Genomic DNA, 25827 nt, shown 5'->3' with positions numbered 1-25827 from the left:
TTTTACCAGAAAAACACCGCCTTCGGGCGGTGTTTTTTTATGCCTGTTTGGTCGCTGAGTGCCTCGGGGGCCCCCCTTTCTTCTTTGCCTGCGAATGCCCAAATCAAGCATCTATTACCAGCACACCTTCACTACTATATAGTCGCTTGTTCACGTCGCTATTACAGCGGCATTGATTGAAGATTTGTTATCTTTGGTAGAACCTCTGTTGACTTGATTGCCGATGACTACAGAGACGAAAACACCCGCCGGGGCGGGTGTTTTCAGGGGTATTGCAGATTAGTGGCTATCAGTTGCGCACCAGTTCCAGCTCTTTGAGCAGGTTGTCGGCATGATCCACTTCATCCATCATCCACAGAATGTAGCGGATATCCACGTGCACGGCGCGGGTGATGGTGGGGTTGAAGTACCAATCTTTGGTGATGGCTTCATAGGTGGAGTCAAAGTTGAGGCCAACCAGCTCGCCCTTGCCGTTAAACACGGGGGAGCCTGAATTGCCTCCTGTGGTATCTACGCTGGAGAGAAAGTTAACCGGTACAGAGTTGAACTCGGCGGGGTTATCCAGGCAGGAGAACAGGCGGCACAACCAGCTGCGAGGATCCTGATACAAGTGCTGCACCTTATGCTCGCCCAGTCGTCCCTGCTTGATGGCATCCAGCAGCTTCTGCGGTGCATTGTAGGGCTCGACACCTGTGTGCTTGGCGACTATCCCTTCCAGCTTGGTAAAGGGTTGCTTGTAGAGCGCATCACGGGACTGATAGCCATCGACCATACCATAGCTGATCCTTAAGGTGCCGTTGGCATCCGGATAGACAGGCTTACCCATGGCCTTGTTATAGGCAATGATCGCCTTCATGTAGGCGGGGCGGGCGATGGACAGCTTACCGGCCAGTTCCTTGTCGGCTTTTTCCTGCGCCATATTGGTGTCGTACAGGGCTACTGCCATGCGAATGAAGGGATCGCTGCTGCTCTCGAAGGCTTCCGGCTTGGCCAGCATCCAGTCGAGGCGTTTTTCTGGGTCGGTCAGCTCGGTCAGGGCATACATGCCTTCGAGCTTGTCGCCCAGGCTGATACCTTGCTCGGGTGTCAGCAACTGATCCATCACGGCGACCCGGTTATCCTGCGCCAGGTAGGCGTCGATATCCATCTGCCACAGTGTCTTGTCGACGCTGATATCGAAGCTGGAGTCAAGTCGCTTGAGACGGGCGGCGAACATCTTCATGTCACGCTCTTGATAACCCGCTTCGCGCTCGGCATCGGGTTTTTGGTTTTCTTTGGCCAGGCGATAAAGCTGCTTGGCGGCGCTGAGCAAGGCACTGGATTGAGCGTTGTCAAAATAGTAGCTCTGCTGATACTTGTGCTGTTGCTCGGCCAGCAGTTGTTCGAGCTCACTTAGTTGCGCCATCAGCGGCTGTGCGTCTTTATCTTTGGCCAGCCAGTCGCGGAAGGCATTTTCCTCGACCTGCTTGATGGCGGCGATGTCAGTGGCGTGGAAGCCATCCAATAAGCCGTTGAGTTTTTTCATCCGGTTGGCCATGCCGGCCAGAGTCCCGGCATACTTGATGGCGATATCCTTGTCGGAAGCGCCCATGCCCTCAATGGTGTCGATTTTGGCCTGATAGCGGGCGGCTTGGGTCGGATAGAGCCAGTCGCTGGCGAATCTCAGCTCTGAGGTCAGGCGGTAGCGGCTGGTTGAACCCGGGTAACCGGCCACAAACACGCCATCACCGGCCTTAACGCCATCGGCATTGACCTTGAGGAAGCTCTTGGGCTGATAAGGCACGTTATCCTCGGCATAGGCTGCCGGTTTGCCATCCTTGCCGACATAAGCCCTGAGGAAGGTAAAGTCGCCGCTGTGACGAGGGTATTCATAGTTATCTATGTCGCCACCGAAACCGCCAACACTCTCGGGTGGCGCATAAACCAGGCGCACATCGCGAATAATCAGCTGTTTGATCAGGTAGTATTCAAGTCCATTGTGGAAACTACGTACTGAGCAGCGGTAGTTGTCGTCGGCTTCACACTCTTTGACCAGCGCCTTGCTGTTGGCCTGGATGGCTTCATAACGCGCCAGTGGCTCGCTCGGCAGGTTGGCCGTTATCTTATCTGTGACATCTGTGACCGCCTCGGTGACATAGAGGCGCTCGTTGGGACCGGCCGAAGGCTCCAGGCGTTGTTCTTTGGCCAAAAAGCCGTCGGCCAGATAGTTGTGTTCTTTGGTGCTGTTGTATTGGATACCCCGATAGGCACAGTGATGGTTGGTGACAACCAATCCTTGGGGTGAGACGAAACTGGCGGTACAATAGCCGAGGCCCACCACGGCGTTCATGGGGTACTTTCCTAGATCGGCCAGTTGCTCTGCCGGGATGGCGATGCCGCGCTCACTGAGCTTGTCGGCAATAGAGGGCATTTGGTAAGGTTGCCACTGCCCTTCATCGGCTATGGCGAGGCCGGAGGTCAGCGCCAAGGCTGCAGCCAATGCATTGCGCATGTTCATTCCTTATTTATTGTTAGTGTCCGTTTGGATATGAAAAACAGGTGATTGTAGGTGTAAAATTCCTGTTCTGATTGAACCGGGTTTTATATCACATTTTGCCTGATTGTTGGAGAGTTGGAGATTTATGCAACAGCAAGGTGCCTTTAAGGCCAAAGATAAGCGAAGAGACGTCCAGGTTGACGCGCTCAAGCTGCCCCCCCACTCCATTGAGGCGGAGCAATCCGTGCTCGGGGGACTAATGCTGGATGCAGAGGCCTGGGACAAGGTGTCCGAGGCCGTGGTCAGAGAAGACTTTTACTCCCGTTCCCACAGGCTGATTTTCAGTGCCATGCAAAAGCTGGTTGAAAACGGCCAACCCATAGATTTGATTACGGTTTCAGAACAACTGGAGCTGACTGACGAGCTGGAAGATGCCGGTGGTTTTACCTATCTGGGGGAAATCGCCAAGAATACCCCCAGCGCCGGTAACATTCTCTCCTACGCCGAAATCGTGCGCGAGCGTGCTGTGGTGCGGGAGATGATCCGGGTAGCACATGAGATTGCCGACGCAGGTTATAATCCTGAGGGGCGGGACTCAGGTGCTTTGCTGGACTTGGCCGAAACCAAGGTGTTCAAGATAGCCGAGCAGCGTGCCAACGCCAACGAGGGCCCGGAGGGGATTAAGAGCATCCTCGAAAAAACGGTCGACAAGATTGAGCAGCTCTACAACAACCCGCACAACGGTGTGACCGGGGTATCCAGCGGCTTCTCCGATCTGGATAAGATGACCGCAGGTTTCCAGTCCGGTGACCTGGTTATTGTCGCGGCCCGTCCTTCCATGGGTAAGACCACCTTTGCGATGAACCTTTGTGAATATGCGGCGCTCAATGAAGACAAGCCAGTTCTTATCTTCAGTCTCGAGATGCCCTCGGAACAGATCATGATGCGTATGTTGGCGTCGCTTGGCCGGGTGGACCAGACCAAGATACGTACCGGCCAGCTGGATGATGATGATTGGGCGCGGGTGTCATCCACCATGGGGATCATGCTCGAGCAGGGCAAGATGTATATCGATGACAGCTCGGGCCTGACACCGACCGAAGTGCGCAGCAGGGCCAGGCGTATCGCCCGGGAATACGGTGGTCTGTCCATGATCATGGTCGACTACCTGCAGCTGATGCAGGTGCCGGCATTGGCCGATAACCGGACCCTGGAAATTGCTGAAATCTCCCGCTCGCTCAAGGCCCTGGCCAAGGAGCTGGAGATCCCGGTGATCGCCCTGTCGCAGCTGAACCGCTCATTGGAGCAAAGGGCCGATAAACGCCCGGTGAACTCTGACTTGCGTGAATCCGGCTCTATCGAGCAGGATGCGGACCTTATCATGTTTATTTATCGTGACGAGGTGTATAACGACGATTCGCCCGATAAAGGCACGGCAGAGATCATCATAGGTAAGCAACGTAACGGCCCCATAGGCCGGGTCAGGCTGACTTTCCAGGGGATGTTCTCCCGCTTTGACAATTACGCCGGTCCGCAATTTGAAGAGGACTAAACCTCTGCGGACGGTTTTCCCGGCGCGGCCAGAGAGCGCGCCATCCAATCCAAGATTGAAGGTAAGCTTTGAAACCCTTTCCCAGAGCAGAGATTAGCAGCCGGGCGCTGCAACATAATCTGGCCAGGCTGCGTGAGATCGCGCCCGCCAGCAAAGTTATTGCTGTCGTCAAGGCCAACGGCTATGGCCACGGCTCACTGAACGTGGCCAAGAGCCTGAGTAGTGCCGACGGCTTCGGTCTGGCGCGGCTCGAAGAAGCGTTGGAGCTCAGGGCCGGTGGTGTAACGGCCAAGCTGTTGTTGCTCGAAGGTTTTTTTCGCAGTACTGAGTTGCCTCTACTGGTTAAGCATGACATAGACACCGTGGTGCATCATGAGTCGCAGTTGCAGATGCTGGAGCAGGCCAAGCTGGATAAGCCGGTAACTGTGTGGCTCAAGGTCGACAGCGGCATGCACAGATTGGGTTTTCGCAGCGACGAGTTTAGCGAGGTGTATCAGCGGCTGCTGGATTGCCCGCAAGTGGCCAAGCCCATCAATCTGATGACCCATTTCGCCTGCGCCGATGAGCCGGACAATGACTATACCCGCAAGCAGTTGGAGCATTTCAACCAGCTCACCGCCGGGTTGGATGGCGACCGTAGTCTGGCCAACTCGGCCGGTGCCCTCTATTGGCCCAGCAGCCAACAAAACTGGATCCGCCCGGGTATCGCCCTCTATGGGGTGTCGCCTGTGGTCGGTGACAGAGGCGCCAATCACGACCTGCAACCGGCCATGAGTCTGGTGTCACAGCTGATAGCCGTGCGCGAGCACAAGGCCGGAGAGAGCGTGGGCTACGGGAGTTTTTGGCGTTCATCAAGGGATACCCGCCTCGGGGTGGTGGCTATAGGTTATGGTGATGGTTATCCCCGCAATGCCCCCGAGGGCACGCCTGTGCTGATTAATGGTCGCCGGGTGCCTGTGGTTGGCAGGGTGTCGATGGATATGCTGACTGTGGATCTGGGGCCGGATGCCCGGGATGCGGTCGGTGATGACGCCCTCTTGTGGGGGCCGGCGTTACCGGTGGAAGAGGTGGCGGCTCATATCGAAACCGTGGCCTATGAACTGGTGACCAAGTTGACTCCCAGAGTGGCTGTCTGCCTCGATTGAGTTTGAATCATGCCATTGAGTTGGCAAATAATAAAGGGCGCCTCGGCGCCCTTTGTCATTACTGTCCTTCGAAACAGATCTCTATGTAGGCCGAGCCCTTGGGAGCGACAAAAGGCATGATGATCTTCTTGCCCTGAGCCTGATGGGAAATCTTGTGGCCTATGCCGGAAACCACCACAGGGGTGGCCATTTCAAACTCGTAGCCCTTGTCCGACAGCAGGTTCTTGGCGCCGCCGGTCACCATGTTGGTGATTTCCCCCACCAGATCTGTCACTTCTTCATTGATATTGCCGGGGTTTTCTCCCAGCATATTTTGCATTATCTCCAGGATCAGCCCTTGCTCAAAGGTGATCGACAGTGATCCTTTAGTCTGCGGGCCCACCATACCGATAAGTCCGGACACATCGCCCTTGGCCAGGTTATCTGTCTTGAGTCTGGGCTTGCCCGGGGTCAACTGCATGTTGGCCATGGTGGAAATCACATTGAGAAGTGACTGAAGAAAGGGATTGATAAAAGTGACATTCATGCCGGATTTGTTCCTCTTGCTGCCAAGGGATGCGAATAGTGTAAGGCTAATCCATAAGCGATTTGACTCCCGCCCACTGGATCACACTCTTATTAGCTTAGAACAATGGCTTGGGCTCTGTGGCGATTTCTTGCCCGGAAAAACAGTGCCCGGCATAAAAACCGGGCACAGAACGAGCTTCAGGAGACTTTTTCGATTTTGGCCGGCAGCCCTTGGCGGGCCGAGGCGCCGCTGGCCCAATCCACCAGAGGGTATGAACCCGAGCGGCTGGGATCCAGTACGGCGAGATCGTTGAGGTTAACCCCGGCACGGATCAGCGGGTTGGCGGCAACCTGCTTGTCATCTATGCTGAATGCCCGCGCGCCGAGCTCCTTGTGACCAAAGCCGTGTTCGATGGCGATACACTCGGGATGCACGCCGGCGACGCATTCCACCAGTGCCAGCACACTGCCGTTGGGGGTGCTGATTTTCACTGTATCCCCCGTGGCTATCCCCAATCTTTGGGCCGTGTCTTTATTGATCCGCACCGGATTATTGGGGTGCACCTGTCTGAGCCTGTCAGAGCCGATACTCATAGAGCTCATGGTGTGTGACTTGTAACTCGACAGCAACATGGGCCAGGACTGGCGGTCGAAGGCTTGCCTGAGGTCTGTGCCATCGGCCAGGCGTTGACCATAACTGCGCGGACAGCCACTGAGAAACTCGCCGCTCTGGGAGTGACGGCGACTACCCACCTGAGGGTTCCACAACATCATAGGCTTGGGCCAGACCTTGGTGGGGTTGCCCTCAGCGTCCCTGGCCTTGTTCATCGATTCGAAACGGCCACCGCGGGCATAGAGATAAGCCACTCTTGATGCTTCCTCTTCACCGAGACGAGCCTTGAGTTCGGGAATGATCCTGGCAACCCCGGACCAATAGAGATCTTCCTTGCCTATGGCGGGGACTTTTTCTCCCAACCAGGCGACGTTGGCGGCGCCGTAGAGAGAAAAGTCGGCGGCGCGAGTCAGCGGGTGGCGTGTGCCATCATGGGCCAGCACCGCATTTTCACCGAAGCCGGGCAAGGCCAGCGCCATGGCAATCCGGGTAAGAAAGCTTTCCATGCACACGGGATCGCCATCTACCGTGTGCTCCACCCTGGGTTTGACTATCGGCCAGCGGCCGGTGGCTATCTTGGTCATGGTGCCCTGCCAGGCCGAGGTCCAGCCCCAGGACTCATAGGTGAGGGTGTCCGGCACTATATAGTCGGATAACGCCGTGGTTTCGTTGATAAAGCTATCGATACTGATAAACAGCGGCAGCACCTTGGGATCTTTGAGTTTATCGCCTATGGCGGCGCCGAGCCCGGCCTGACCATAGACAGGGTTGCCCATATGGTTGATCCAGGCCTTGAGCGAATAAGGGTAACCGTTGACCGCCGCGGTTAGATGCTCGCTCAACATGGGCGCCGAGATCGGGAACCAGGGCTCCTTTGCCGGGTAGGGCGACTCGCCGGCCTGCTGCTTGCGCTTGTATTCCGAGCTTTTTTCATAGGGGAAACGGGAGCGCGACAGGAATACTCCCTTGGGCTGCACCATGCCGTCAAACTCGGCCAGATTGTAGCGTGGGCCTTTGCCGAAGGGGGGGAAAGTACCGCCCTTGGCCAGCGCGCCGCCCTTTTGGTTGATATTGCCTATCATGGCGTTGAGCATCATGATGGCCCAGGCGGTATAGAAGCCATCACTGCTCATGGTGCCGCCGTGGCTGATCACCGCCGCCTTGCTGCCATGGCTGGTGAATTTGTTGGCCAGGGCTTCAATCTCATCGACCGGCACATCGCATTCGGCGCTGTATTGCGCCAATGTCTTGAGCCGGGCCGATTCGGCCAGCAGGCTGAAACTGCTCTTGCAGGCCAGGCTCTGGCCATTTGGGCCTGTGAGTCTGTGGTCCACTTCGAGCTGCGCCTTAGTGCAGGCCTCGGCGGCCATAGGTTCACCGCTGACGGCGTCCAGCACCAGCAAGGGGTCTTCATCGCCGAAGGGTTTGCCGCTGAAGGCCAAACCCAATTCGCTGGCGTGCAGATACTGGCCGTATCTCGGATGCGCCTGGTCTGAATGCACCAGGAAACCGGCATTACTGAAACCGCGGAAACCGGCGGCTTTGGCGGCCTTGACATTGGGAGCGCTGAGAAACTCGGCGCTGTAGCGCTGATTGTCGATGATCCAGCGCAGCATCGCCATCGCCAGCGAGGCGTCTGTGGCCGGGCGGATTGGCAACCAGACATTGTCCGGCGCCGACGCCAGATTGGAGGTGTTGGGCAGCATGGGCGAAACCACAACATAGCTGAAGTTGCGGTTGTTGACCCTGGCATTGGCCATTTGCCGCGCTTGGCGCTTGAAGGGGTTGCCGGATTGCTGCGGTGAAGTGCCGATGAACAACAAGAACTCGGCATGATCCCAGTCCGGTTTCAAGTGGGCGTACTTTTTCAGATCGTCCAGCAAGGCGCCGGCACCGGCCCGATAGCTGAAGCCACAGTAAGAGCCGTGGTTGGCAAAGTTACGGGTGCCGAAGCTGTTGAAGGTAAAGCGTTTTATCAGCGTGTCCCGCCCCTCATCCGAGGCGTTGCTGACCAATAGCTGATTGGCCTTGGGGCCATATTCAGGGTTGGCGGGATCCAAAGGCGTGTTGAGATCGCGAATCGCCCTGAGTCCATCCACATGGCCTTCACCAAACAGATCGCCACCTTCGACAACCTCCTTGAGCAACTGCTCGAATGCTATGCTCTGCCACTGGCCCGAACCTCTGGGGCCGACCCGTTTCAGGCAGCGTGTTACCCGATAGGGGCTGTCCAATAACTCCAGCATGGCGTTGCCGCGGGCGCAGGCGGTGGAACGCCCGGCAAGCCCCTGTTCTTGCCAGGCGCTGGTGGCCACCAGGGCATCGCGCACCGGGGTGTCAAAGTCCAGGTGTTCACGGGCCGACAGCGGATGATAAGGATTACCGTTGATACGGATAATGCTGTCGGTTTCATTATCGATACGGGCCCGCACCCCGCATTTGGTCCAGCAGCCGAAACACATGGTATTGGCCAGACGCTGGTTGTCATTGGCGCTCAGTTGGCCGCTATTCAGGTCGACCTTGAGTTCAGGTGCCAGCGAGTTGCCATGAATCGCTTCTTGGGTATTTTTGCCCGAGCTGCCATTGACCAGGCCCTTGCCCAGCTGGGTTAGGGTGTGGCTGTAGCCTGCAACAAATAGTCCGGTACCACCTGTGATGGCAGCCCCTTTGATAAAACGGCGTTTACTCTTGTCCATTATGCGGCTCCTTTCAGTCCGGTGGCAGACTGACGTATCAGTTCGGAAATCAGGGTGATCAGGGCCAGCCAAAGGCCAAAGGTACCCAGGATCCCCAGCAGCCCCTGTGGGCCCCAGGGCAGTTCATAGAAGTAGGTGCCGGCGCCATACTTGGGATCCGTCTGCGCCTGGATAAGCACCAGCCAGCGAAAGCCCCAAGCCAGGTGGATGGCGGCAAAGCTGCCAAACAGCAAGGCCCAGCGGGGCAGATGTCTGAAGGCCAGCAGCAGCGCCAACAAGGCCAGGGTTGCCAGCACCCAGATAGCGGCCAGCTGCCAACTGGGGCTGTCGCCGAGTAGCAATCTGGCTTCATTGGCGCTGTTGCCGCCACTGAGGGCCCAGCCGATAAGCAACAGGGCAAACAGGGCGAAGGAACCGCGTAGCCAGAGCAGCAGCTGTTTGTCTGTCTCCTGCTTATGACCATTGAACAGGCGGTTGAGCCAAATTAGCATGCCGCTGCCGGCGGCCAGGGCGCTGGCGGCGAACAGGGGCGGCAGCCAGTAACTGTGCCACAGCGGCCTGGCCTTGATGGCCATGGTTTCCATGCCGGTGTAGAGGGCGATACTCAGACCACTGAGCAGGGCAACCCAGGCCAGAGGCTTGAGCCAGGGCTCGCCTTGCCAGTTCCCCAGGCGTAACCAGTATCCCAGGCGGCTCCAGCCATCTTTGGGCTGAGTCGGAAGGGAAGGGCGCAGCAAGAGGTAGGCAAAGGCCAGCGCCGCTGCCATAAATAGCGGTAGTAACCAGGCGCCATACCACATCCAGGAATCCAGCCTGAGCTGCATATAGAAGTGCCAGGCGCGGGCGGGTTGGTGCAGATCGGCCAAGAGTGCCACAGGTGCCACTATGGCTGTGCTGAGGATCAGGCTGCCACAGAGTGTCAGCAGGCGCTTATCCTTGGCGCCGGGGCGGATAATGGTCAGCGCCGCAATCCACACTGCGGAATAGGCCAGTCCCATCATAAAGAAGTATTGCACCGCCCAGGGTAACCAGGTGATGGCGATATCCGGGGTCAAGATCTCTTTAATGTCCATGGTGCAACTCCTCTCCAGTGGCGGTCATCAGGCTGCGAACCGGCGCTTCGCCGCGGATCCTTTCTTCAAATGCGGCTGTCATCCCCAGATAGAATACGCAGGGCGAGGTTTCGGCCGAGGGCTTGAGTACCTTGATCTCGTCTCTGTGCTCGGCCAGCATGCGACTGATTTGGCTGCCGGGATCGTTGAGATCGCCGATGATCCTGGCCTCACCGACACAGGTTTCGACGCAGGCCGGTAGCAAGCCCGCTTCCAGCCGATGGGCGCAGAAGGTGCACTTGTCGGCGGTGTTGGTGTCATGGTTGATAAAGCGCGCATCGTAGGGACAGGCCTGGACACAGTAACCGCAGCCGACACACCAGTGGCTGTCGACTACCACTATGCCGTCCTGGCGCTGGAATGTGGCGCCTGTGGGGCAAACCGGGATGCAGGGTGGGTTTTCGCAGTGATTGCAGAGCCTGGGCAGCATCATAAAGGCGCTTTCCTGCCCTTGGGTCACTTCATACTGGTTGACTGTGGTACGAAACTGCCCCAGTGGGGGTTGATTTTCTATGGTGCAGGCGACAGTACAAGCCTGGCAACCGACGCAGCGGCGCAGATCGATCAGCATGCCATAGCGTTTGCCACTGGTTGCCTGGGGCTTGGCGGTCGATGCCTGGGCGACGGGCAAAAACGCAGCTCCGGCGCTGATGGCGGCGATTTGCCCCAGTAGTTGACGTTTACTCTTGTCCATACAGACTCCTGAGTCTTGCGGTGATTGGAAACCCACCGGGCTCCTGTTGCCTGTATTCTCGGCAACTGGCGCCCCTGGTCTCTATAGTGGTTTTCCACATATCGGGGCTGCTATTGATCCAGCGCAAGAAATTGAGGCTAGAATGGCGGGCAGACTGATGTTGCCCCTGCCGCTTGTGGCCGCAACATTTCCTAACCGGAGCTAAAACCAAGAGATGAGAATCCTGTATCTGCTGTGTTATCTGTTTGCGGCTGTACTGCTCGGCCATTGGTCGTCAGCTGCGGCAGCGACTGAGCCTTTGCCGGTATCAGGCCCAGCTATGACAAGCGGAGCGCTGACCGATAAGGCCGTGGTGGATATAGGTGTGTTGGCTACCCGGGGCTACAGCGACAGCATTAACCGTTGGCAACCCACCATGAATTGGCTCGAGCAGCAGATCCCGGGATATTACTTTCGCCTGCACCCCTTGACGCTGGAGCAGCTGTCGCAGGCGGTGGCCGCTCAGGAGCTGGACTTTGTGATCACCAATCCGGGCCAATCTGTGCTGTTGGCGCGGCAGTATTCCTTAAGCTGGCTGGCAACCCTCAAGAGCCGCCTCAATGCCGGTGAGCCGATGCAGGTGGGTTCGGCGCTGGTGGTAAGAAGCGAGTCCAGCCTGCAACATCTGCAAGATCTCAGGAACAAGCGCCTGGGGATAGTCTCGACCCAGGCCTTCGGCGGCTACCTGACCTTGGTGTATGAAGCGCGGCTCAAGCAGATAGACCTGCCAAGCTATGTGGCCGAGATCCAATCTTTGGGATTCCCGCTGGATAATCTGCTCTATCGCCTGCGCGATGGCAGCATAGACGCCGCCGTGGTGCCAGTCTGCCAGTTGGAGCAGATGGCGGCGGAGGGGCTTATCGATGCCGGGCACTATCGGGTGCTGGACAATCAGGCACCGGCAGGGTTTGCCTGCGAGGTGTCGACCCGCCTCTATCCCAACTGGTCTATGGCCAAGACCAGTCGTGCCAGTCAAGGGCTGGCCAAGCAGTTGACCCTGGCCCTATTGGCACTGCCGGAAGACAGTGAGGCGGCCAAAATGTCCGGCTCGCTGGGGTGGACCACGGCGGTCAGTCAACTGGCCATTGATAAGCTGCTCAAGGATCTGGACCTGCACCCATTGCAGGCGCCTTGGTGGCAAAGGGCGCTGCAGTGGCTCAAGGCTCACAGTCATTGGGGCTGGAGCTTGCTGGCGCTGCTGGTGCTGCTCAACGGTTATCACTTCTGGCTCGAATACAGTTTCAGCCGCCGCGGCCGGGAACTGGCCAAGGCCCAGCGGCAACTGAGTGAAAACCTCAGTTTGCTGGAACATGCCCAGCGGGCGGCGGTGGCCGGTGAACTGGGGGCCAGTCTGGCCCATGAGTTGAACCAACCTTTGGCGGCCATAGGCAACTATTGCCACGGCGCCAGTGTCAGGCTGCAACAGGGGCAACTTGACAAGTTGCCGCTGGCACTGGAACAGATACAGTCGGAAGTGGGCCGCGCCCACGGTATCATTCAAAGGCTCAGGGGGCTTTTGAAAAAGCGCCCGCCGCAAAAACAGTTGCAGCCGTTCAGCCCCTTGCTGAGCGAGACGCTTATTCTGCTGGGGCATGAATTGGAGAAACAATCGATCCGCGTCGATTGGCAGATTGTCGGCGAAGAAAGCCCCATGCAACTGGATACGGTCGCCATGCAGCAACTCTTGTTGAATCTGCTTAAAAATGCCATCGAAGCCTTGGCTGAAGAGCCTAAGGTCGAGCGCCTTATTGCGCTGCGGCTGGATTATCAATCTCAGCCCGGCAAGCTCTTGCTAGAAGTGCAGGACAATGGCCCTGGACTTAAACAGGATGGCAAGAGCCTGATGCAGGCCTTTACCAGTACCAAGACAGATGGCCTGGGGCTGGGGCTGGTGATCTGCCGGGAAATCGCCGAGAGCCATGGCGGCAGCATCAGCCTGCTGCAGCCGCCTGAGGGCGGTTGTCTGGTCACAGTGTTGCTGGCTTAAACCCGTTTTGCCAAGGAGAAAGAAAAATGCCGGGACAATTTGCTGCTCAAAACAGTTCACCGACCGATGACAAGCGTCAGTCAGTCTATCTGGTGGATGACGATGATTCGGTGCGGCGCTCGTTGGGGTTTATGCTGGAAGGCTATGGTTTTGAGGTGCAGGCCTTTGAAGATGCCGAGCATTTTCTCAAGGCGCAGCTGTTGGATCTGCCCGGCTGCCTGATCCTCGATATGCGTATGCCAGGGCTCAGTGGGGCGCAGCTGCAGCAACTGCTCAACGAGCGTAATAGCCCGCTGGCGGTGATCTTTCTCACCGGCCATGGCGACGTGCCGCTGGCGGTGGATGCACTTAAATCCGGCGCGGTGGACTTTTTTCAAAAACCCGCCGATGGCGCTCGCCTGGCCGAGGCGGTCACCAAGGCGCTGAGTCACTCTGCCGAAATCGCCAAGCGCCGAAAGCTGCAAGGCATCTACCAGGCGCTGACTCCGAGGGAGAAAGAGATATTGCATCTCATCGCCAAGGGCTATAAGAACCAGCAGATAGCCGACGAACTCTGCATCGCCATGCGCACAGTGGAGATCCACAGATCCAACCTGATGAAGGGCATGCAGGTGAGCTCGCTGGCTGAAATGTTGTTGATTTATGCCGGGATAGAGACAGAGTTTGAGTAACTCGGGTCAAAAGTCTTCGGCGGCAACAGAATGACCTTTGATTCGGGTTTATGAGCGGGATTTATCTGCGGCTGTCGTTTTATGGCCGCAGAGGGTAAAATAGCGGCCCATTTTTTGCGTACCGGATCTGTGAATGCCAAGCCCTATCGATGCCAACCGCCGTTTTTCCATTGCTCCCATGCTGGATTGGTGCGATATCAAGCTGTAAGCCAGTCTGTATGAGGGTTTGTGTTTTTTATGGGTGCCTATTGGGTACCTGACTGCTGATGGTCTTTGTTCATGGGTACCCAGCTTGTTAAGCTGATGTTATTATCTATTGGTCAGATAATAGGTGGATCTATGGACGGGAAAATCATCTTGCTATCGGCACTATTCTTGGTGCCCTGCTCTCAGGCTGCGGTGTTTAAATGTGAGATTGACGGGAAGGTGATCTTCTCTCAGGATCCGTGCGCTGCTGAATCAGAAGAACTGGATCTAGGCAATGTCGGCAGTGTTGTTAGTCGGCAGGAATCAACAGGAGCCGAAAACCTCTCTGGCCTGCGTGATGACATTGACAGCTATGTTAAAGGGCAGGACATACAGCGGAAGATTGATAAGCTTGAGAACGACAGACGCCAGGTGTTTAAGGATAGGGATCAACGTATCAAGCAGCTGCAGCACAGTCGAAACTATGCTGCCAACAATTTAGCCGGCGCTAACTGGGAACAAAGCCTGGCTCAGGAAATGGCTGCAATATCTCAGGCCGCTGACTCCAGGGTGACTTCTATTGACCGGCAGATATCGGCGTTAAAAGAAGAACTGAAGAACTTATAATGCAGAGGCGAAAACCAATATCAGCTGATCTGGTAGAAATGGTGTGTGAGCACTGTAAGCGCTGCTATATGCGAGTGATACCAGGGTCAAGAGTCATCCACTCAAATCCCAAAATGTGGCAGCATGCCTGTTCAAGCTGTAATGACGAAGTGTGGTACACAGTTGTATACCCCCTGTATTGAGTATCGCGGTGAGTCCTTTATGCTGGAAAAGCATGCTCGATTCCAAACTGAGATCAATCCAGTTCAGATTAACAAAGAATAGTGATTAATTATAAATTGTTGTTTTAAAGGATTAAATCCTTAACTCCATTTCGTTTTTCAAAAAAGCGGTAGATATTCTACAAATTTTGTAGAATCCGTGGCTTCGATGTGTTTTAATATGTCTAACGCTCAACGATGAGTGTTAAGTGAGGGTGGAGTATGGTTACAGCATTTGGAAAATTTCTGAGAACTATCAGAGTTGAAAATGATTTAATTCTAAAAGATATGGCTGATACTCTCGGGGTTAGTGCAGCTCAGCTTTCGGCGATGGAGCTAGGTAATAGAACAATCCAGGATAGTATTGTTCAAAAAATTAAGAACATGTACAAGTTTTCGCCTGAGATCGACGTTCAGCATCTTGCCGATATATCACAACCATCAATGAAAATGGACTTGAAACCAGCAAATGATAAACAACGAGAAACTATGGTGATGTTTGCTCGTGCATTTACTGAGCTATCCAATGAACAGTTGCAGTCGGTACAGGATCTTTTGAACAATGACAGAAAATAGAAATGGACGGTCAAAACATCGAAAATTATGTAACAAAGTTCCTAGGCTTGAAATTGCAGAGATTCGCCAGTTAGCCCATGGAGTTAGGGATATTTTATCAAGCTTTCCTAGGTTCAACAAAACTGAAGTACCCATAGCCGAGTTGTTGGATAGGTTGCGGGATACTGGTCAAATTGAGTTCCAGTTAGTGGAACAGCACGAGCTGCCAAATGAGTACGCAGTTTCGTACCCTGATAAGAAATGTATAAAATGTAGGGAAACAGTGTATAACAATGCTCTTGCAGGCCAGGCTAGGGATAGGTTTACTCTTGCTCACGAGCTTGGACATATACTTTTACACCAAAATATAAATCCTATGTTTGCTCGTTCCCAGTCAGTATCATTTCATCATTTTACTGAAGACGCAGAGTGGCAAGCGAATGCATTTGCTAGTGAGTTTTTAGTAGACTCTAGGATGGTTGAAAGCTCTATGACACCAAGAGATATAAGCAAATTATTTGGAGTTAGTTTTGAAGCTGCTGGCTATATCTATGACAGATTTAAGAAAGAAAATCTCATATAAAATATGAGAAACCCTATCCAAAGGATAGGGTTACCGGGGGTTAGTTTTTGATTATTGGCGTAATCACAACTAACGTGTCTTTTAACCAGAGGGCGAACTCATGGGTAAAACAAAACGAGCTGATTATAGTTCCTTGTGGGCGAATGATGCAACTTTATTTCTTGACGGAACTCTCACAATTTTCATAGGAGTCTGTCATGAAGATGGGATACTGTCCGAAGTGCAAAAGCTCTTGCGAAATTACATTTGTTACCCACGTGACGGGTAAGAATGGCAAAAAGATTTACCCTAAACAGGGTAAGAAATGCCTAGTAATTCCGCAGAATCATCAATGTAAGAGTTGACCGATAAGGCTTCCACTGTCTGCATCAGATTGTGGAAGCCTTAGTATTATATAGAGCTTATGGTAAGAGCCTTTCCATTTGGTTATGTCACTTAGCCCTATTTTTGGCTTGATCCATTTGATGCAGGAAGCGGGCATAAGGGACCGCCTCCTTTTGTTCAGCCCCAAGCCTCGGCTGCTGCATTTTTGCCAAAAGTCCGGGTGTCGCTGTATACTATTTTCCCTTTGGACTTGACTCTCACTGTGCATTTATAGCGCGGCTCCCCGTTCGTTTTTTGCCCGGGGTTCAACCTTATAAAAGGCCATATGGGTTCCTAATCCTAAAAATTAGGGTACCTAAATGGGTACTTGATAGCGCTAAAATACATCAAAACGCACAGAAATAAACCATAATATGACAAACGCAAAAACCACTGAATCCAGTACAGTGACTGGAGTTAGAGATATATCAGGCAATAGACGATTCTCCATTGCCCCCATGCTTGATTGGACGGATCGCCATTATCGTTACTTTGCCCGGCTGATGTCGAGTCAGACGCTGCTCTACACTGAGATGGTGACCACAGGCGCGATACTACATGGCAAGGGCGATTATCTGGCTTATAACCAGGAAGAGCACCCGCTGGCATTGCAATTGGGCGGCTCCAATGTTGAGGATCTGGCCCGCTGCGCCGAAATCGCCCAGCAAAGGGGGTATGACGAAGTAAACCTCAATGTGGGGTGCCCTTCGGATAGAGTTCAGAACGGCCGCTTTGGCGCTTGTTTGATGGAAGATCCCGAGCTGGTGGCCCATTGCGTCGATGCCATGCGCCAGAAGGTGGATATCCCGGTGACGGTCAAGACCCGCATCGGCATAGACGATAAGGATTCCTACGAATTTCTTTGTGACTTCATTACCAAGGTGAGTACCGCCGGCTGCGATACTTTTATCGTTCATGCCCGCAAGGCCTGGTTGCAGGGGCTTAGTCCCAAGGAAAACCGTGAGATCCCGCCATTGGATTATCCCAGGGTTTATCAATTGAAGCAGGATTTTCCCGGCCTGCATATCAGCATCAATGGTGGTATCAAGAGCTTTGAAGAGATGCATACCCATCTGGCCCAGCTGGATGGGGTGATGGTGGGGCGCGAAGCCTACCAAAACCCCTATCTGCTGGCCGAGGTGGATCAGAAGATCTTTGGCCTCGATAGCCAGGTTATGAGTCGCGATCAGGTGGTGGATGCCATGTTGCCCTATGTGGAAGCTCATCTGCAGTCGGGTGGCCGCTTGAATCATATCAGCAGACACATGACAGGCTTGTATCAGGGGATCCCCGGCTCTCGTAGTTGGCGCCGTCATCTGAGCGAGAATGCCCACAAGCCGGGTGCCGGCATAGAAGTGTTACTGCAGGCCCGTGAAATGATGCACAGCGGAGTTTGACCTTGCTGTAATACCCGAGTGGTGAAAATCGCTATGGTGATAGCGCTTTTTACCAACAGATAGGAAATTGCTGTATTTTTGTGCTGCTACGGTCAGTCATTCTGTGTTAATGATTGGCCGTTTTTATTTTTATTTCATTTAATATCATATCCTTAATCGAAACTTTTCCCAGTTGGCACGCCCTTTGAATTAGTCATCTTGACCGCTGACCCGTTCAGCTTAACCAGAAAGGGATGACAAGCATGAAAACTTCCAACCTGACTATTCAATCTCTGTTTCTTGGCGTTGTTATGGCTTCAGCCAGTGTTTCAGCCCAGGCCGATGTACTGCCTACTCAACCTATCTTCAGTGCTGTTGAACAGAACCTGAGTCAGCAGGCTCAGACCATGTTGCTCAGTGCCAAGCGCGAAATGCTGGCCTCTCTGCAACAGGAACTGGAGCGTAGCGTGGCCCAACTGAGCGACGAGATGACTCAAGAAACCCTGAGTCAGATCACCGAGTTACCCGTGGAGACCAGTGTTCTGACCCAAGCCAAGGATTGAGGTGCCTATGTGGATAAATAGCACTTTGGCACTACTGATGTTTCTGCCGTTGCTTGGTTACACCCTGATGGCGTTGTTAGCCTGCGGTGCCCGGCAGATACAGTTAACGAGATAATCGGAGTCAGTTATGTTTGATTTGGAACGCACACTCAAGGGAAATTCTTCCATCGTCTGTGGCCTATGCCGCGATATGGCCGAGCGTTTTGGCTGGTCGGTATTCTGGACCCGCATTGTTGCCGCAGTCATCACTCTGATGCACCCATTGCTCGGATTGACGGCTTACTTTGCCCTGGCACTGCTGTGGCCCAAGTGGGTGAAATGAGTATGTATAACAGGAGTCGAAACAAGCACAGAAGATATAGGTTGCTGTCTCAGTTACTGGTGTGGAGCATAGTCGGCGCGCTGATCCTTATGGTCTCTCTGCTCAGCCGCGAGTTTATGTCAGTGGGGATCTGGGGTAGCCCGTTTTTATGGCTGGATGCCGAAAATTGGAGCTGGGTGTTGACCCTGATAACCGCGATGCTGGCATTGGTGTGGGCCGCAATGACTTTCAGTGTGTTGGCAGTGGTGTGCGTACTTTGTGTTGCTGCGGCATTACTGATGTTTATCAGCGGCTTTGCAATGATTTGGCCGGTGCTGGTTTTGGCATTGGCAGTATGGGGAATAGGCAAGTCCAGTCAATGGCAGGAGTAGTGTTGCTGCGACTGGCTTGATGTCAGCCCAGTCGCAGCAACATTGGATTCAGCTTCGATGATTTAACCTTTGTTGAGAAACTGGCGGAAAACCGCTTTGGCTTCATCGCTCTGCAGACGTTGGCCGAAGAGTTCCAACTCCTGATGCATCTGGTGTTGTACCCGGCTCTTGTGTGGCCGCATAAGTTGTCTGGTGAGTTGCAGCGCCTGAGGTGGCTTGGAAGCCAGGGCTTTGGCCTTTTCCAGCGCATAAGGGAAGAGCTCTGCCGGACTCAACATGCGGTTGATGAGTTTGAGATCCAGCGCCGTTTCGGCATCGAAACTCTCGCCCAGCAACAGCAGTTCAGAGGCCTTTTGATAGCCGACCAATTCAGGCAGTAGCAGGCTGGAGCCGGCTTCAGGCACCAGTGCCAGGTCGATAAAGGGCAAGCGGAACTGGGCTGTATTATCGGCATAGACCAGGTCACAATGCAGCAATAGCGTGGTGCCGATTCCGACAGCGGCTCCACTGACAGCGGCGACCAAGGGCTTTTTCAGCTCTAGCAGGCAAAAGAGAAATCGCACTGCAGGGTGGTTGGGCCCCAGATCCGGTTGCTTGAGAAAATCAGCCACATCATTGCCTGAAGTAAAGCAGTTTTCACTGCCTGTCAGCAGAAAGGCGCGGATCTCATTGTCCGCTTCCCCCTGGATCAGGTATTCTGTAAGCTGCTTATACATATCGAGATCGAGGGCGTTACGTTTATCCGGGCGGTTAAAACGTATGATACGTACACCCTGCTCATCCTGAACCTGAATCGTGCTCATTCGTTATTTCCTTTACTGACGAAATGGGTTTTACATGGAGTTTAAGACATAGATGGCGATATTCAAACAACTGTTTAAAGTTATCTTGCTAGCCGGCATCAGTGCCAGCGCCTTCGCCTCGAACATAATGCTCGAACAAGGATATATCCGGGCCATGCCCGCTTCTGTTCCCAATACGGCGGCGTATCTGACACTCAGCAACCATGGCGCGGCGACTGAGCTGGTTTCTGCCAGCACCCCTGTGGCCCGTGAAACCATGCTGCATACCCTGATTGAAGAGGACGGCTTGGTTAAAATGCGCCATGTGGCGGCTTTCCCGCTGCCTGAGCATGGTCAGTTGACGCTGCAAAGCAGTGGCGATCACATTATGATCATGGGCCTCAAGGCGCCGTTGCAGTTGGGGCAAAAAGTGCCTATGACACTGAGTTTTGCCAATGGTGAAACCCTCAATATCGAACTCGAAGTAAAATCCCCCCATGATGCTCCTGCAGCCCAAGAGCATCATCATCACCATCATTAAGGAGAACCCGGGATGCAAATGACATGGAAAAAAGGTGTCGGTGCTGCGGCCATAGTGTTCGTTATCGCATACGGCATCAGTGTTTGGTGGAGTATTGAACCCGATGTATTGACCCCTGAGGTGATGACATCGGAAAAAGGCGAAAAGATAACAGGTTATGCCACCACCAGCGCGCTGATAAATACCATGGAGACCTTGCTGGATAAGCAAGGAGGTTGGTTGTCCAACGACATGATGCCGCCTTCTGTGATGATGGACAACATGCCGGCGTTTGAATTCGGCGCCCTGGAACAGGTGCGGGATCTCGCCTTGATCATGCGTAAAGAGTTCAGCCGCTCCCAGTCTCAGTCCACCGCCGATAAAGATCTGCTGGAAGCACACTCCAAGCTGAATATCGAGCATACCAGTTGGCTGGTGCCCAGTGCCGAGAGCGAATATCGTGATGCCATCAAGCTATTGAAGGTTTACCGGGCGCGGATGATGGATCCCAATAACCCGGATGCTCAGTTTTATGCTCGCGCCGATAACCTCAATGAATGGTTGAAAGAGGTGCAGAAGCGTTTGGGCAGCATGTCACAGCGTCTGGCAGCCAGTGTGGGTCAGGAGAGGTTGAATACCGATCTTGCCGGCGACAGTGCCGCGCGTCAGTCGACCCCCAACCTGGCGAGCCAGCAGATTAAGACCAGCTGGTGGCAAATAGACGATGTTTTCTATGAATCCAGAGGCTCTGCCTGGGCCTTGCTGAATTTCATGAAGGCGGTAGAGGTCGATTTTGCCGACGTACTGAAGAAAAAGAATGCCGAAGTGAGTCTCAAACAGATCATCCGTGAACTGGAAGCGACTCAGCAAACAGTCTGGAGCCCAATGGTCCTCAACGGTTCCGGATTCGGTTTGGTGGCCAACCATTCCTTGGTGATGGCCAACTATGTGTCCCGCGCCAATGCCGCGGTGATTGATTTAACCAACTTGCTTTCACAGGGTTAATTTATGAAAAAGACTTTATTGGCGACAGCCTTGCTGGCTTCTTTGATGGCGACCTCCGCCCAGGCAGCAACAGTCGTAGGCTTTAAGGTAGGCGCCGATTACTGGAAAGGAGATGCCAGCGGTACTTTCGCCGAGAAAGGCCAGCCGCAGCAGGAGTTCAACTATGACTCTTCTGCCCAGTACAGCCTTTGGTTCAGCGTTGAGCACCCTGTGCCACTGCTGCCCAACCTGAAGATCCGCGAAAACCGCCTGAAAGAAGATGGCGCGATGAGCAATGCTAACTTCAACTTCAACGGCCACAGCTTCAGCGGTGATGTGTACGCTACGGCCGACCTGAGCAACACAGACTTTATCCTCTACTATGAGTTATTGGACAATGACCTGGTTGCTCTGGATGTGGGTGGTGCCTATAAGTTGATGGATGGTTCTTTCCGGGTGGCTGACAAGGGGCATCCGGAAGAGCGTGATATCGACAGCGGTGTTGTCATGGGTTATGCCAATGCCGAGGTGGGCCTGCCTTTCTTTGGCCTGTACGCCTTTGCCGATGTGTTGGCCGGTATCAATGAGTCCAGTGTTTATGACTATCAAGTAGGCCTGGGCTGGGAGTTTGATGGTGTAGCGCTGGATACTCGGGTGCGTGCCGGCTATCGCGACTTTAAATTTGACGTAAACGGCTTCAATGGCATGAGCAGTAATATGCAGTTTGACGGCTTCTTTGCCGGTGTGGAACTGGTGTTCTAATTCCGTTATCCGTTGATAAATGACAATAAAAAACCGCCAGCTGGCGGTTTTTTATTGGCTGAGCTCCAGCTTATTGCTGTGCAGGAGTTGTCAGGCCGTTGTTGATTGAGATGACATCATCTTCATTCAGGGTGCCTGTGGCCTGCTTCAGTGCCAATATCGACTTGATATAGCCGTAACGGGCGTTGGACAGCTGGCGTTTGGAATCATACAGATCCCGGGTACGGTTCAGCACGTCAACTATGGTACGGGTACCTACTTCAAAACCGGCTTGAGTGGCTTTCAATGCACTTTCGGAAGAGAGCACTGACTGCTCATAGGCCTTGATGGAGCTGATAGAAGCACCAACATTGTTGAAGTTGTTGCGAACATTTTTGACTACCTGGCGGTAGGTCTGCTCCAATCTCTGACTGGCTTCAACATAGGCATATTGCGCTTGTTTCACCTGAGAGCTGACCTTGAAACCTTCAAAGATAGGTACACTGAGGTTAACGCCTACGGTACCGTTATCGAAATCAGGTTGGTTCTGACTGCCGATTTCCTGCTCCAGGCCCTTGGTATAACCGGCATTCAGGCTCAGAGACGGCATATGGCCGGCCTTATAGAGGCTGATGGTTTCCTGAGCGATATCTTTACCGATACGCTGGGTCAGCAGGTCGACACTGTTGGTCTCGGCCATTTTAAGCCAATCGTTTGGCATGGCTGGAGTTGGGCTGGCCGCAGAGAAACGGTCTGTATCCAGAATGTCGATGCTCTTGTGATCTATGCCGGTGATTTCACGCAGGGCTTCATAGCTGTTGATCAACTCGTTCTCGGCCAGGATTTCGGCTGCGGTCGCCAGGTCATACTGAGCCTGTGCTTCATGGACATCGGTAATGGCTGTCAGACCAACAGCAAAGCGCTGTTTGGTTTGCTCCAATTGCCGCTCAATGGCACGCTTCTCGGCGCCTTTGAACTCGTAATTGTCCTTGGCGGCCAACACGTCAAAGTAAGCGGTTGTTACCCGGGTGATCAGCGTTTGCAGGGCTGAGGCATAGACGGCGTCGGCCTGTGATGCGGCTTTCTCCGCCAGGCTTAAACCGACCCAGGCAGAATGATTATAGATGACCTGGTTAAGCTTGATTGCACCTGTCAGGCCACTGGTGTCATCAGAGGGATCGTTCCAGGCTTTGTCATAACCGACATTGGCACTGATAGTCGGCAGCAGAGGTGCACGACTTTCTTCAATTTTTTCATACAACTGGTCTCTTTTGGCCTTGGCCTGGAGCACCACTGGATCATTGGTTAATGCCTGCTGATATATCTGAAGTAAATCGTCGGCTTGAACGGCCGGGGCAGAAACTGCGAGCGTTAACGCCGCGCATAAAGTGCGGATCTTGAATTTCATTGGCTGTCCTTATAGACAAACACCCTGTGACGGGCGGTTTCAACTTCGTTAGACTGTTAATGCCTTTGATAAAGGCGGTTTGCGCTTCCCGACGCTTCCCGATACAGCAAAACTTAATGGTTTTGATACTAAAAAATCAACCGTTTTCAAGTCAATTCGGAAGTGTAACAGATTTTATTGGTAAATGGTGCCGGGTGGTTTGAAATTGCACCTTTTATAGCTAAAGCGGAGTGAAAATGGCAGTAGAAAAATTCACCAAAGAGGATGTTCAGGTGCTGGGGCAGCGCACGTTATACCGGGGATTTTTCCGGATGGAGGAATACCGTTTCCGTCATCGGCTGTTTGCCGGGGGCTGGAGCGATGAAGTGACTCGCGAGGTATTTGAGCGCGGTCACGCTGTAGTGGTTTTGCCCTATGATCCGCGAGAAGACAAAGTGGTGCTGATAGAACAGGTGCGATTCCCGGCATTGGAAACCAGTGAATCTCCTTGGTTGCTGGAGTTGGTGGCGGGTATGATTGCCCCCGGCGAAGTGGCCGAGGAGGTCGCCAAACGGGAACTTTTGGAAGAAACCGGACTCAACTCCAGTGCAATTTCGGCCGTAAGCAGTTATCTTTCCAGCCCCGGAGGTTGTAGTGAGCGTTTCTACTTCTATTGGGCTGAGGTGGACTCATCCAACGCAAACGGGCTGCACGGCTTGGCCGAAGAGCATGAAGATATTCGGTTGCATGTGCTTTCCCGCACTGATGCTTATGCCAAGGTGCTCAGTGGCGAAATCGACAATGCTTCGACTGTACTCGGGCTGCAATGGTTGCAGCTCAATTATCAAAATTTACTGCAGGCCAATGAACAAGAGAGACAGTGACAAGAAATACCAGCCGGATGTCAGCCGCTTTTTAGCCTTGTGTGGTCGCAACTACGGCCATATTCAGCGCTGGTTACCGGATGAGGGGGAAGTGGGCGAAAGCTGGCAGGTAGAAGGGGATTTCGGTTGTCTGGATGTCGAGCTGCTGGAAAATACCCGCTATACCCAGCTGGTGAGTATTTCCCGTCATGTGGGGAAGGGCGGATTAGTGCCTGTCCCCAAAGTTACCGTGCGGATTTATCATGATGCTAAATTAGCAGAAGTGTTAAGCAGCCGACAGATTTACCAATTGCGGCCAGTGTATGATTATCCGAACTTACGCATGTATCACCGCGATGAAAAGTACCAGGTAAACGCCTTCCTGGAGGAGTTATTGAAAATAGACTGTCAGGCGCGCCTCGTTTGTCAGTCCTGAGATTGGGTAATCAAAGTGCTGAAAGAGGCAATCACATACGGTATTCCTGAGGACAAGAGCGTTCGTTTGGTGCAGATCACAGATCCTCACCTGTTTGCCGAACCTGAAGGACAGCTTCTTGGCGTCAATACCGCCAACAGTCTCAACGCCGTTATCAATACTATCCAGGCCGTCAAGTATCCCGCCGACATGCTGCTGGCCAGTGGTGACATCAGTCAGGATTATTCCGGTGAGTCATACCGTAACTTTGTTGAAGCGATCAAGCCGTTAAACCTTCCCTGCCACTATATTCCAGGTAATCACGACGACCCCAGGATCATGTATTTGCATATGCAGGGCGAGCGTGTCTATGGTCACAGGCGGGTGTTGGCCGGGAATTGGCAGATTATCCTGCTGGACTCTACAGTGCGGGGAAAACCCGGTGGTCATATGGCCGAAAGCGAAATTGAGATCATCCGTAGTGCCATCGCCGCCGAACCTGACAGGCATGTGCTGTTGGTGATGCACCATAACCCTGTGTTGGTGGACTGCACCTGGTTGGATCAACATTGCATGGACAACGGTGCCCAGTTCCTCAAAGAAATGGGGCGTTACCCTCAGATAAAGGGCATGCTCTGGGGTCATGTTCATCAGCAACTGGATACTGAATATCAGGGGGAAGGTCACAAGCTTTCCTTGATGGCGACACCATCGACCTGTATTCAATTCAAACCCTTGTCGTCCTATTTTGCGCTGGATGCACTACAGCCAGGCTACCGTTTACTGGAGCTCAAGCCAGATGGTAGCATGCTCACCAATGTTTATCGGATCCCGGGCGAACGCTTCGCACCGGATGCTGAGGCCAGCGGCTACTGAGTTTGTTTTGGAGCAGTGGCCCCTTGTGAGGAACTATGCTGCTCTATATTCACGGTTTCAACAGTTCTCCCTTGTCTGACAAGGCTGTGCTTACCCGTACCTATATTGAACAACACTTTCCCGGTGTGCGACTGGAACAGCCACAACTACCCACTTCGCCCAAGGTGGCGATGGAACTACTGATTCAGTTGACCGAAGCCGCCAAGGCCAGCGGCGAGCCACTGGCGTTTATCGGATCATCCCTCGGCGGTTATTTTGCCTCTTGGTTGGCAGAGCGTTATGGCGGCAAGGCGGTACTGATTAACCCGGCGGTGCGCCCCTTTGAGCTCTTTGGTGATTATTTGGGGGCACAGTACAACCCCTATACCGATGAACACTATCAATTATTGCCGGAGCATCAGCTACAGCTGATTGAATTTGATACGCCGGTCATTCTCAATCCGGATCGTTTTTTTGTATTATTACAGACTGCCGATGAGGTACTGGATTATCGCCAGGCCCTGGGCAAATATCACTGCTGTGAGATGCTGCTGGAAAGCGGTGGAAACCATAGTTTTGTGGGTTACGGCGACAAGCTGGGCTCAGTCTGCCGTTTTTTACACTTATCTTGACAATCAGATC

General features: G+C 53.6%; 25 protein-coding genes. 18 read left to right on the top strand and 7 right to left on the bottom strand.

Features of this window, described 5'->3' with window-relative positions; all coding sequences use genetic code 11:
* Nucleotides 1-289 precede the first annotated feature (289 nt).
* Nucleotides 290-2491, bottom strand: coding sequence for a S46 family peptidase (locus tag AYI96_RS04020; RefSeq protein WP_144361041.1), 2202 nt, complete (start codon nucleotides 2489-2491; stop codon nucleotides 290-292).
* Between the two features lie 130 nt (nucleotides 2492-2621).
* Between AYI96_RS04020 and dnaB the strand changes: the two genes are divergently transcribed.
* Nucleotides 2622-4028, top strand: a complete 1407-nt coding sequence (gene dnaB, locus AYI96_RS04015) for a replicative DNA helicase (RefSeq protein WP_039034474.1) — start codon at nucleotides 2622-2624, stop codon at nucleotides 4026-4028.
* A 68-nt stretch (nucleotides 4029-4096) separates the two neighbouring features.
* Nucleotides 4097-5173 carry an alanine racemase gene (gene alr / locus AYI96_RS04010; protein ID WP_025009347.1) on the top strand — a complete coding sequence of 359 codons (1077 nt, stop codon included), beginning with the start codon at nucleotides 4097-4099 and terminating at the stop codon, nucleotides 5171-5173.
* 58 nt (nucleotides 5174-5231) lie between these two features.
* On the opposite strand, the gene AYI96_RS04005 is transcribed toward alr, so the two are convergent.
* The 4 genes from AYI96_RS04005 to dsrO all read right to left on the bottom strand — a co-directional run bounded on the left by AYI96_RS04005 (nucleotide 5232) and on the right by dsrO (nucleotide 10795).
* Nucleotides 5232-5699 carry a chemotaxis protein CheX gene (locus AYI96_RS04005; RefSeq protein ID WP_039034476.1) on the bottom strand — a complete coding sequence of 156 codons (468 nt, stop codon included), beginning with the start codon at nucleotides 5697-5699 and terminating at the stop codon, nucleotides 5232-5234.
* A gap of 179 nt (nucleotides 5700-5878) precedes the next feature.
* Entirely contained in the window at nucleotides 5879-8989 is a 3111-nt protein-coding gene (locus tag AYI96_RS04000) for a tetrathionate reductase subunit A (RefSeq protein WP_144361040.1), read from the bottom strand.
* Nucleotides 8989-10062, bottom strand: coding sequence for an NrfD/PsrC family molybdoenzyme membrane anchor subunit (nrfD, locus tag AYI96_RS03995; RefSeq protein ID WP_039034478.1), 1074 nt, complete (start codon nucleotides 10060-10062; stop codon nucleotides 8989-8991). Before nrfD ends, AYI96_RS04000 begins: the two co-directional genes overlap by 1 nt.
* A complete protein-coding gene (gene dsrO, locus AYI96_RS03990) occupies nucleotides 10052-10795 on the bottom strand; it encodes a sulfate reduction electron transfer complex DsrMKJOP subunit DsrO (RefSeq protein ID WP_039034479.1) in 744 nt (247 codons plus the stop codon). Before dsrO ends, nrfD begins: the two co-directional genes overlap by 11 nt.
* A gap of 214 nt (nucleotides 10796-11009) precedes the next feature.
* On the opposite strand from dsrO, the gene AYI96_RS03985 reads away from it, so the two are divergent.
* The 9 genes from AYI96_RS03985 to AYI96_RS03945 all read left to right on the top strand — a co-directional run bounded on the left by AYI96_RS03985 (nucleotide 11010) and on the right by AYI96_RS03945 (nucleotide 18638).
* Nucleotides 11010-12821 carry a PhnD/SsuA/transferrin family substrate-binding protein gene (locus AYI96_RS03985; protein WP_071476834.1) on the top strand — a complete coding sequence of 604 codons (1812 nt, stop codon included), beginning with the start codon at nucleotides 11010-11012 and terminating at the stop codon, nucleotides 12819-12821.
* A 26-nt stretch (nucleotides 12822-12847) separates the two neighbouring features.
* Nucleotides 12848-13492, top strand: coding sequence for a response regulator transcription factor (locus AYI96_RS03980; protein ID WP_052248120.1), 645 nt, complete (start codon nucleotides 12848-12850; stop codon nucleotides 13490-13492).
* 279 nt (nucleotides 13493-13771) lie between these two features.
* Nucleotides 13772-14305 (top strand): hypothetical protein, encoded by a 534-nt coding sequence (locus AYI96_RS03975; protein ID WP_234595788.1) that lies wholly within the window; start codon nucleotides 13772-13774, stop codon nucleotides 14303-14305.
* Between the two features lie 422 nt (nucleotides 14306-14727).
* Entirely contained in the window at nucleotides 14728-15081 is a 354-nt protein-coding gene (locus AYI96_RS03970; RefSeq protein WP_144361039.1) for a helix-turn-helix transcriptional regulator, read from the top strand.
* Complete coding sequence (locus tag AYI96_RS03965; protein ID WP_144361038.1) at nucleotides 15068-15643, top strand: ImmA/IrrE family metallo-endopeptidase; 576 nt, start codon at nucleotides 15068-15070, stop codon at nucleotides 15641-15643. Before AYI96_RS03970 ends, AYI96_RS03965 begins: the two co-directional genes overlap by 14 nt.
* A gap of 737 nt (nucleotides 15644-16380) precedes the next feature.
* Complete coding sequence (gene dusA, locus AYI96_RS03960; RefSeq protein ID WP_144361037.1) at nucleotides 16381-17403, top strand: tRNA dihydrouridine(20/20a) synthase DusA; 1023 nt, start codon at nucleotides 16381-16383, stop codon at nucleotides 17401-17403.
* A 242-nt stretch (nucleotides 17404-17645) separates the two neighbouring features.
* On the top strand, nucleotides 17646-17945 hold the full coding sequence (locus AYI96_RS03955; protein ID WP_039034481.1) for a hypothetical protein: 300 nt from the start codon (nucleotides 17646-17648) through the stop codon (nucleotides 17943-17945).
* A 127-nt stretch (nucleotides 17946-18072) separates the two neighbouring features.
* Nucleotides 18073-18267 (top strand): PspC domain-containing protein, encoded by a 195-nt coding sequence (locus AYI96_RS03950; protein WP_025009353.1) that lies wholly within the window; start codon nucleotides 18073-18075, stop codon nucleotides 18265-18267.
* 41 nt (nucleotides 18268-18308) lie between these two features.
* Complete coding sequence (locus AYI96_RS03945; RefSeq protein WP_025886876.1) at nucleotides 18309-18638, top strand: hypothetical protein; 330 nt, start codon at nucleotides 18309-18311, stop codon at nucleotides 18636-18638.
* Between the two features lie 62 nt (nucleotides 18639-18700).
* Here AYI96_RS03945 and AYI96_RS03940 read toward each other — a convergent pair whose 3' ends face one another.
* Entirely contained in the window at nucleotides 18701-19441 is a 741-nt protein-coding gene (locus AYI96_RS03940; protein ID WP_039034482.1) for an enoyl-CoA hydratase, read from the bottom strand.
* 52 nt (nucleotides 19442-19493) lie between these two features.
* Between AYI96_RS03940 and AYI96_RS03935 the strand changes: the two genes are divergently transcribed.
* The 3 genes from AYI96_RS03935 to AYI96_RS03925 are packed head-to-tail and all read left to right on the top strand — an operon-like array spanning nucleotide 19494 to nucleotide 21686.
* A complete protein-coding gene (locus AYI96_RS03935) occupies nucleotides 19494-19961 on the top strand; it encodes a copper chaperone PCu(A)C (protein WP_039034483.1) in 468 nt (155 codons plus the stop codon).
* Nucleotides 19962-19973: 12 nt separating this feature from the next.
* A complete protein-coding gene (locus AYI96_RS03930; RefSeq protein ID WP_039034484.1) occupies nucleotides 19974-20945 on the top strand; it encodes a DUF2333 family protein in 972 nt (323 codons plus the stop codon).
* Nucleotides 20946-20948: 3 nt separating this feature from the next.
* The gene (locus AYI96_RS03925) at nucleotides 20949-21686 is read left to right on the top strand and encodes a TIGR04219 family outer membrane beta-barrel protein (RefSeq protein ID WP_071476827.1); all 738 of its coding nucleotides are present in this window, start codon (nucleotides 20949-20951) and stop codon (nucleotides 21684-21686) included.
* A gap of 70 nt (nucleotides 21687-21756) precedes the next feature.
* Here AYI96_RS03925 and tolC read toward each other — a convergent pair whose 3' ends face one another.
* Complete coding sequence (tolC, locus tag AYI96_RS03920; RefSeq protein ID WP_039034486.1) at nucleotides 21757-23073, bottom strand: outer membrane channel protein TolC; 1317 nt, start codon at nucleotides 23071-23073, stop codon at nucleotides 21757-21759.
* 236 nt (nucleotides 23074-23309) lie between these two features.
* On the opposite strand from tolC, the gene nudF reads away from it, so the two are divergent.
* Genes nudF through AYI96_RS03900 form a run of 4 tightly spaced genes read left to right on the top strand, consistent with a single transcriptional unit; the run spans nucleotide 23310 to nucleotide 25817 of the window.
* On the top strand, nucleotides 23310-23936 hold the full coding sequence (nudF, locus tag AYI96_RS03915; protein ID WP_039034487.1) for an ADP-ribose diphosphatase: 627 nt from the start codon (nucleotides 23310-23312) through the stop codon (nucleotides 23934-23936).
* Nucleotides 23917-24351: a DUF1249 domain-containing protein gene (locus AYI96_RS03910; protein WP_039034488.1), complete on the top strand. Its 435-nt coding sequence runs from the start codon at nucleotides 23917-23919 to the stop codon at nucleotides 24349-24351. Before nudF ends, AYI96_RS03910 begins: the two co-directional genes overlap by 20 nt.
* A 15-nt stretch (nucleotides 24352-24366) precedes the next feature.
* Nucleotides 24367-25206 (top strand): 3',5'-cyclic-AMP phosphodiesterase, encoded by an 840-nt coding sequence (gene cpdA / locus AYI96_RS03905; protein ID WP_039034489.1) that lies wholly within the window; start codon nucleotides 24367-24369, stop codon nucleotides 25204-25206.
* Between the two features lie 35 nt (nucleotides 25207-25241).
* On the top strand, nucleotides 25242-25817 hold the full coding sequence (locus AYI96_RS03900; RefSeq protein WP_039034490.1) for a YqiA/YcfP family alpha/beta fold hydrolase: 576 nt from the start codon (nucleotides 25242-25244) through the stop codon (nucleotides 25815-25817).
* Nucleotides 25818-25827: the final 10 nt, after the last annotated feature.

This window comes from Shewanella sp. MSW (genome assembly GCF_007636515.1).
GTDB classification, from domain to species: Bacteria; Pseudomonadota; Gammaproteobacteria; order Enterobacterales; family Shewanellaceae; genus Shewanella; species Shewanella indica.
Note: the sequence above shows the minus strand (reverse complement) of the source record. Positions and strands in the feature narration are given on the sequence as shown.

Bases quoted from the DNA above. Each gene is read 5' to 3' on its own strand.
- AYI96_RS03955 (WP_039034481.1), top strand. From the start codon at position 17,646: ATGAAAACTTCCAACCTGACTATTCAATCTCTGTTTCTTGGCGTTGTT.
- AYI96_RS03930 (WP_039034484.1), top strand. From the start codon at position 19,974: ATGCAAATGACATGGAAAAAAGGTGTCGGTGCTGCGGCCATAGTGTTC.
- dnaB (WP_039034474.1), top strand. From the start codon at position 2,622: ATGCAACAGCAAGGTGCCTTTAAGGCCAAAGATAAGCGAAGAGACGTC.
- AYI96_RS03910 (WP_039034488.1), top strand. From the start codon at position 23,917: ATGAACAAGAGAGACAGTGACAAGAAATACCAGCCGGATGTCAGCCGC.
- tolC (WP_039034486.1), bottom strand. From the start codon at position 23,073: ATGAAATTCAAGATCCGCACTTTATGCGCGGCGTTAACGCTCGCAGTT.
- dsrO (WP_039034479.1), bottom strand. From the start codon at position 10,795: ATGGACAAGAGTAAACGTCAACTACTGGGGCAAATCGCCGCCATCAGC.
- AYI96_RS03985 (WP_071476834.1), top strand. From the start codon at position 11,010: ATGAGAATCCTGTATCTGCTGTGTTATCTGTTTGCGGCTGTACTGCTC.
- AYI96_RS04000 (WP_144361040.1), bottom strand. From the start codon at position 8,989: ATGGACAAGAGTAAACGCCGTTTTATCAAAGGGGCTGCCATCACAGGT.
- nudF (WP_039034487.1), top strand. From the start codon at position 23,310: ATGGCAGTAGAAAAATTCACCAAAGAGGATGTTCAGGTGCTGGGGCAG.
- AYI96_RS03935 (WP_039034483.1), top strand. From the start codon at position 19,494: ATGGCGATATTCAAACAACTGTTTAAAGTTATCTTGCTAGCCGGCATC.
- dusA (WP_144361037.1), top strand. From the start codon at position 16,381: ATGACAAACGCAAAAACCACTGAATCCAGTACAGTGACTGGAGTTAGA.
- AYI96_RS03975 (WP_234595788.1), top strand. From the start codon at position 13,772: ATGGGTACCCAGCTTGTTAAGCTGATGTTATTATCTATTGGTCAGATA.
- AYI96_RS03925 (WP_071476827.1), top strand. From the start codon at position 20,949: ATGAAAAAGACTTTATTGGCGACAGCCTTGCTGGCTTCTTTGATGGCG.
- AYI96_RS03980 (WP_052248120.1), top strand. From the start codon at position 12,848: ATGCCGGGACAATTTGCTGCTCAAAACAGTTCACCGACCGATGACAAG.
- AYI96_RS03940 (WP_039034482.1), bottom strand. From the start codon at position 19,441: ATGAGCACGATTCAGGTTCAGGATGAGCAGGGTGTACGTATCATACGT.
- AYI96_RS04020 (WP_144361041.1), bottom strand. From the start codon at position 2,491: ATGCGCAATGCATTGGCTGCAGCCTTGGCGCTGACCTCCGGCCTCGCC.
- AYI96_RS03900 (WP_039034490.1), top strand. From the start codon at position 25,242: ATGCTGCTCTATATTCACGGTTTCAACAGTTCTCCCTTGTCTGACAAG.
- AYI96_RS03950 (WP_025009353.1), top strand. From the start codon at position 18,073: ATGTTTGATTTGGAACGCACACTCAAGGGAAATTCTTCCATCGTCTGT.
- AYI96_RS04005 (WP_039034476.1), bottom strand. From the start codon at position 5,699: ATGAATGTCACTTTTATCAATCCCTTTCTTCAGTCACTTCTCAATGTG.
- AYI96_RS03965 (WP_144361038.1), top strand. From the start codon at position 15,068: ATGACAGAAAATAGAAATGGACGGTCAAAACATCGAAAATTATGTAAC.
- AYI96_RS03970 (WP_144361039.1), top strand. From the start codon at position 14,728: ATGGTTACAGCATTTGGAAAATTTCTGAGAACTATCAGAGTTGAAAAT.
- nrfD (WP_039034478.1), bottom strand. From the start codon at position 10,062: ATGGACATTAAAGAGATCTTGACCCCGGATATCGCCATCACCTGGTTA.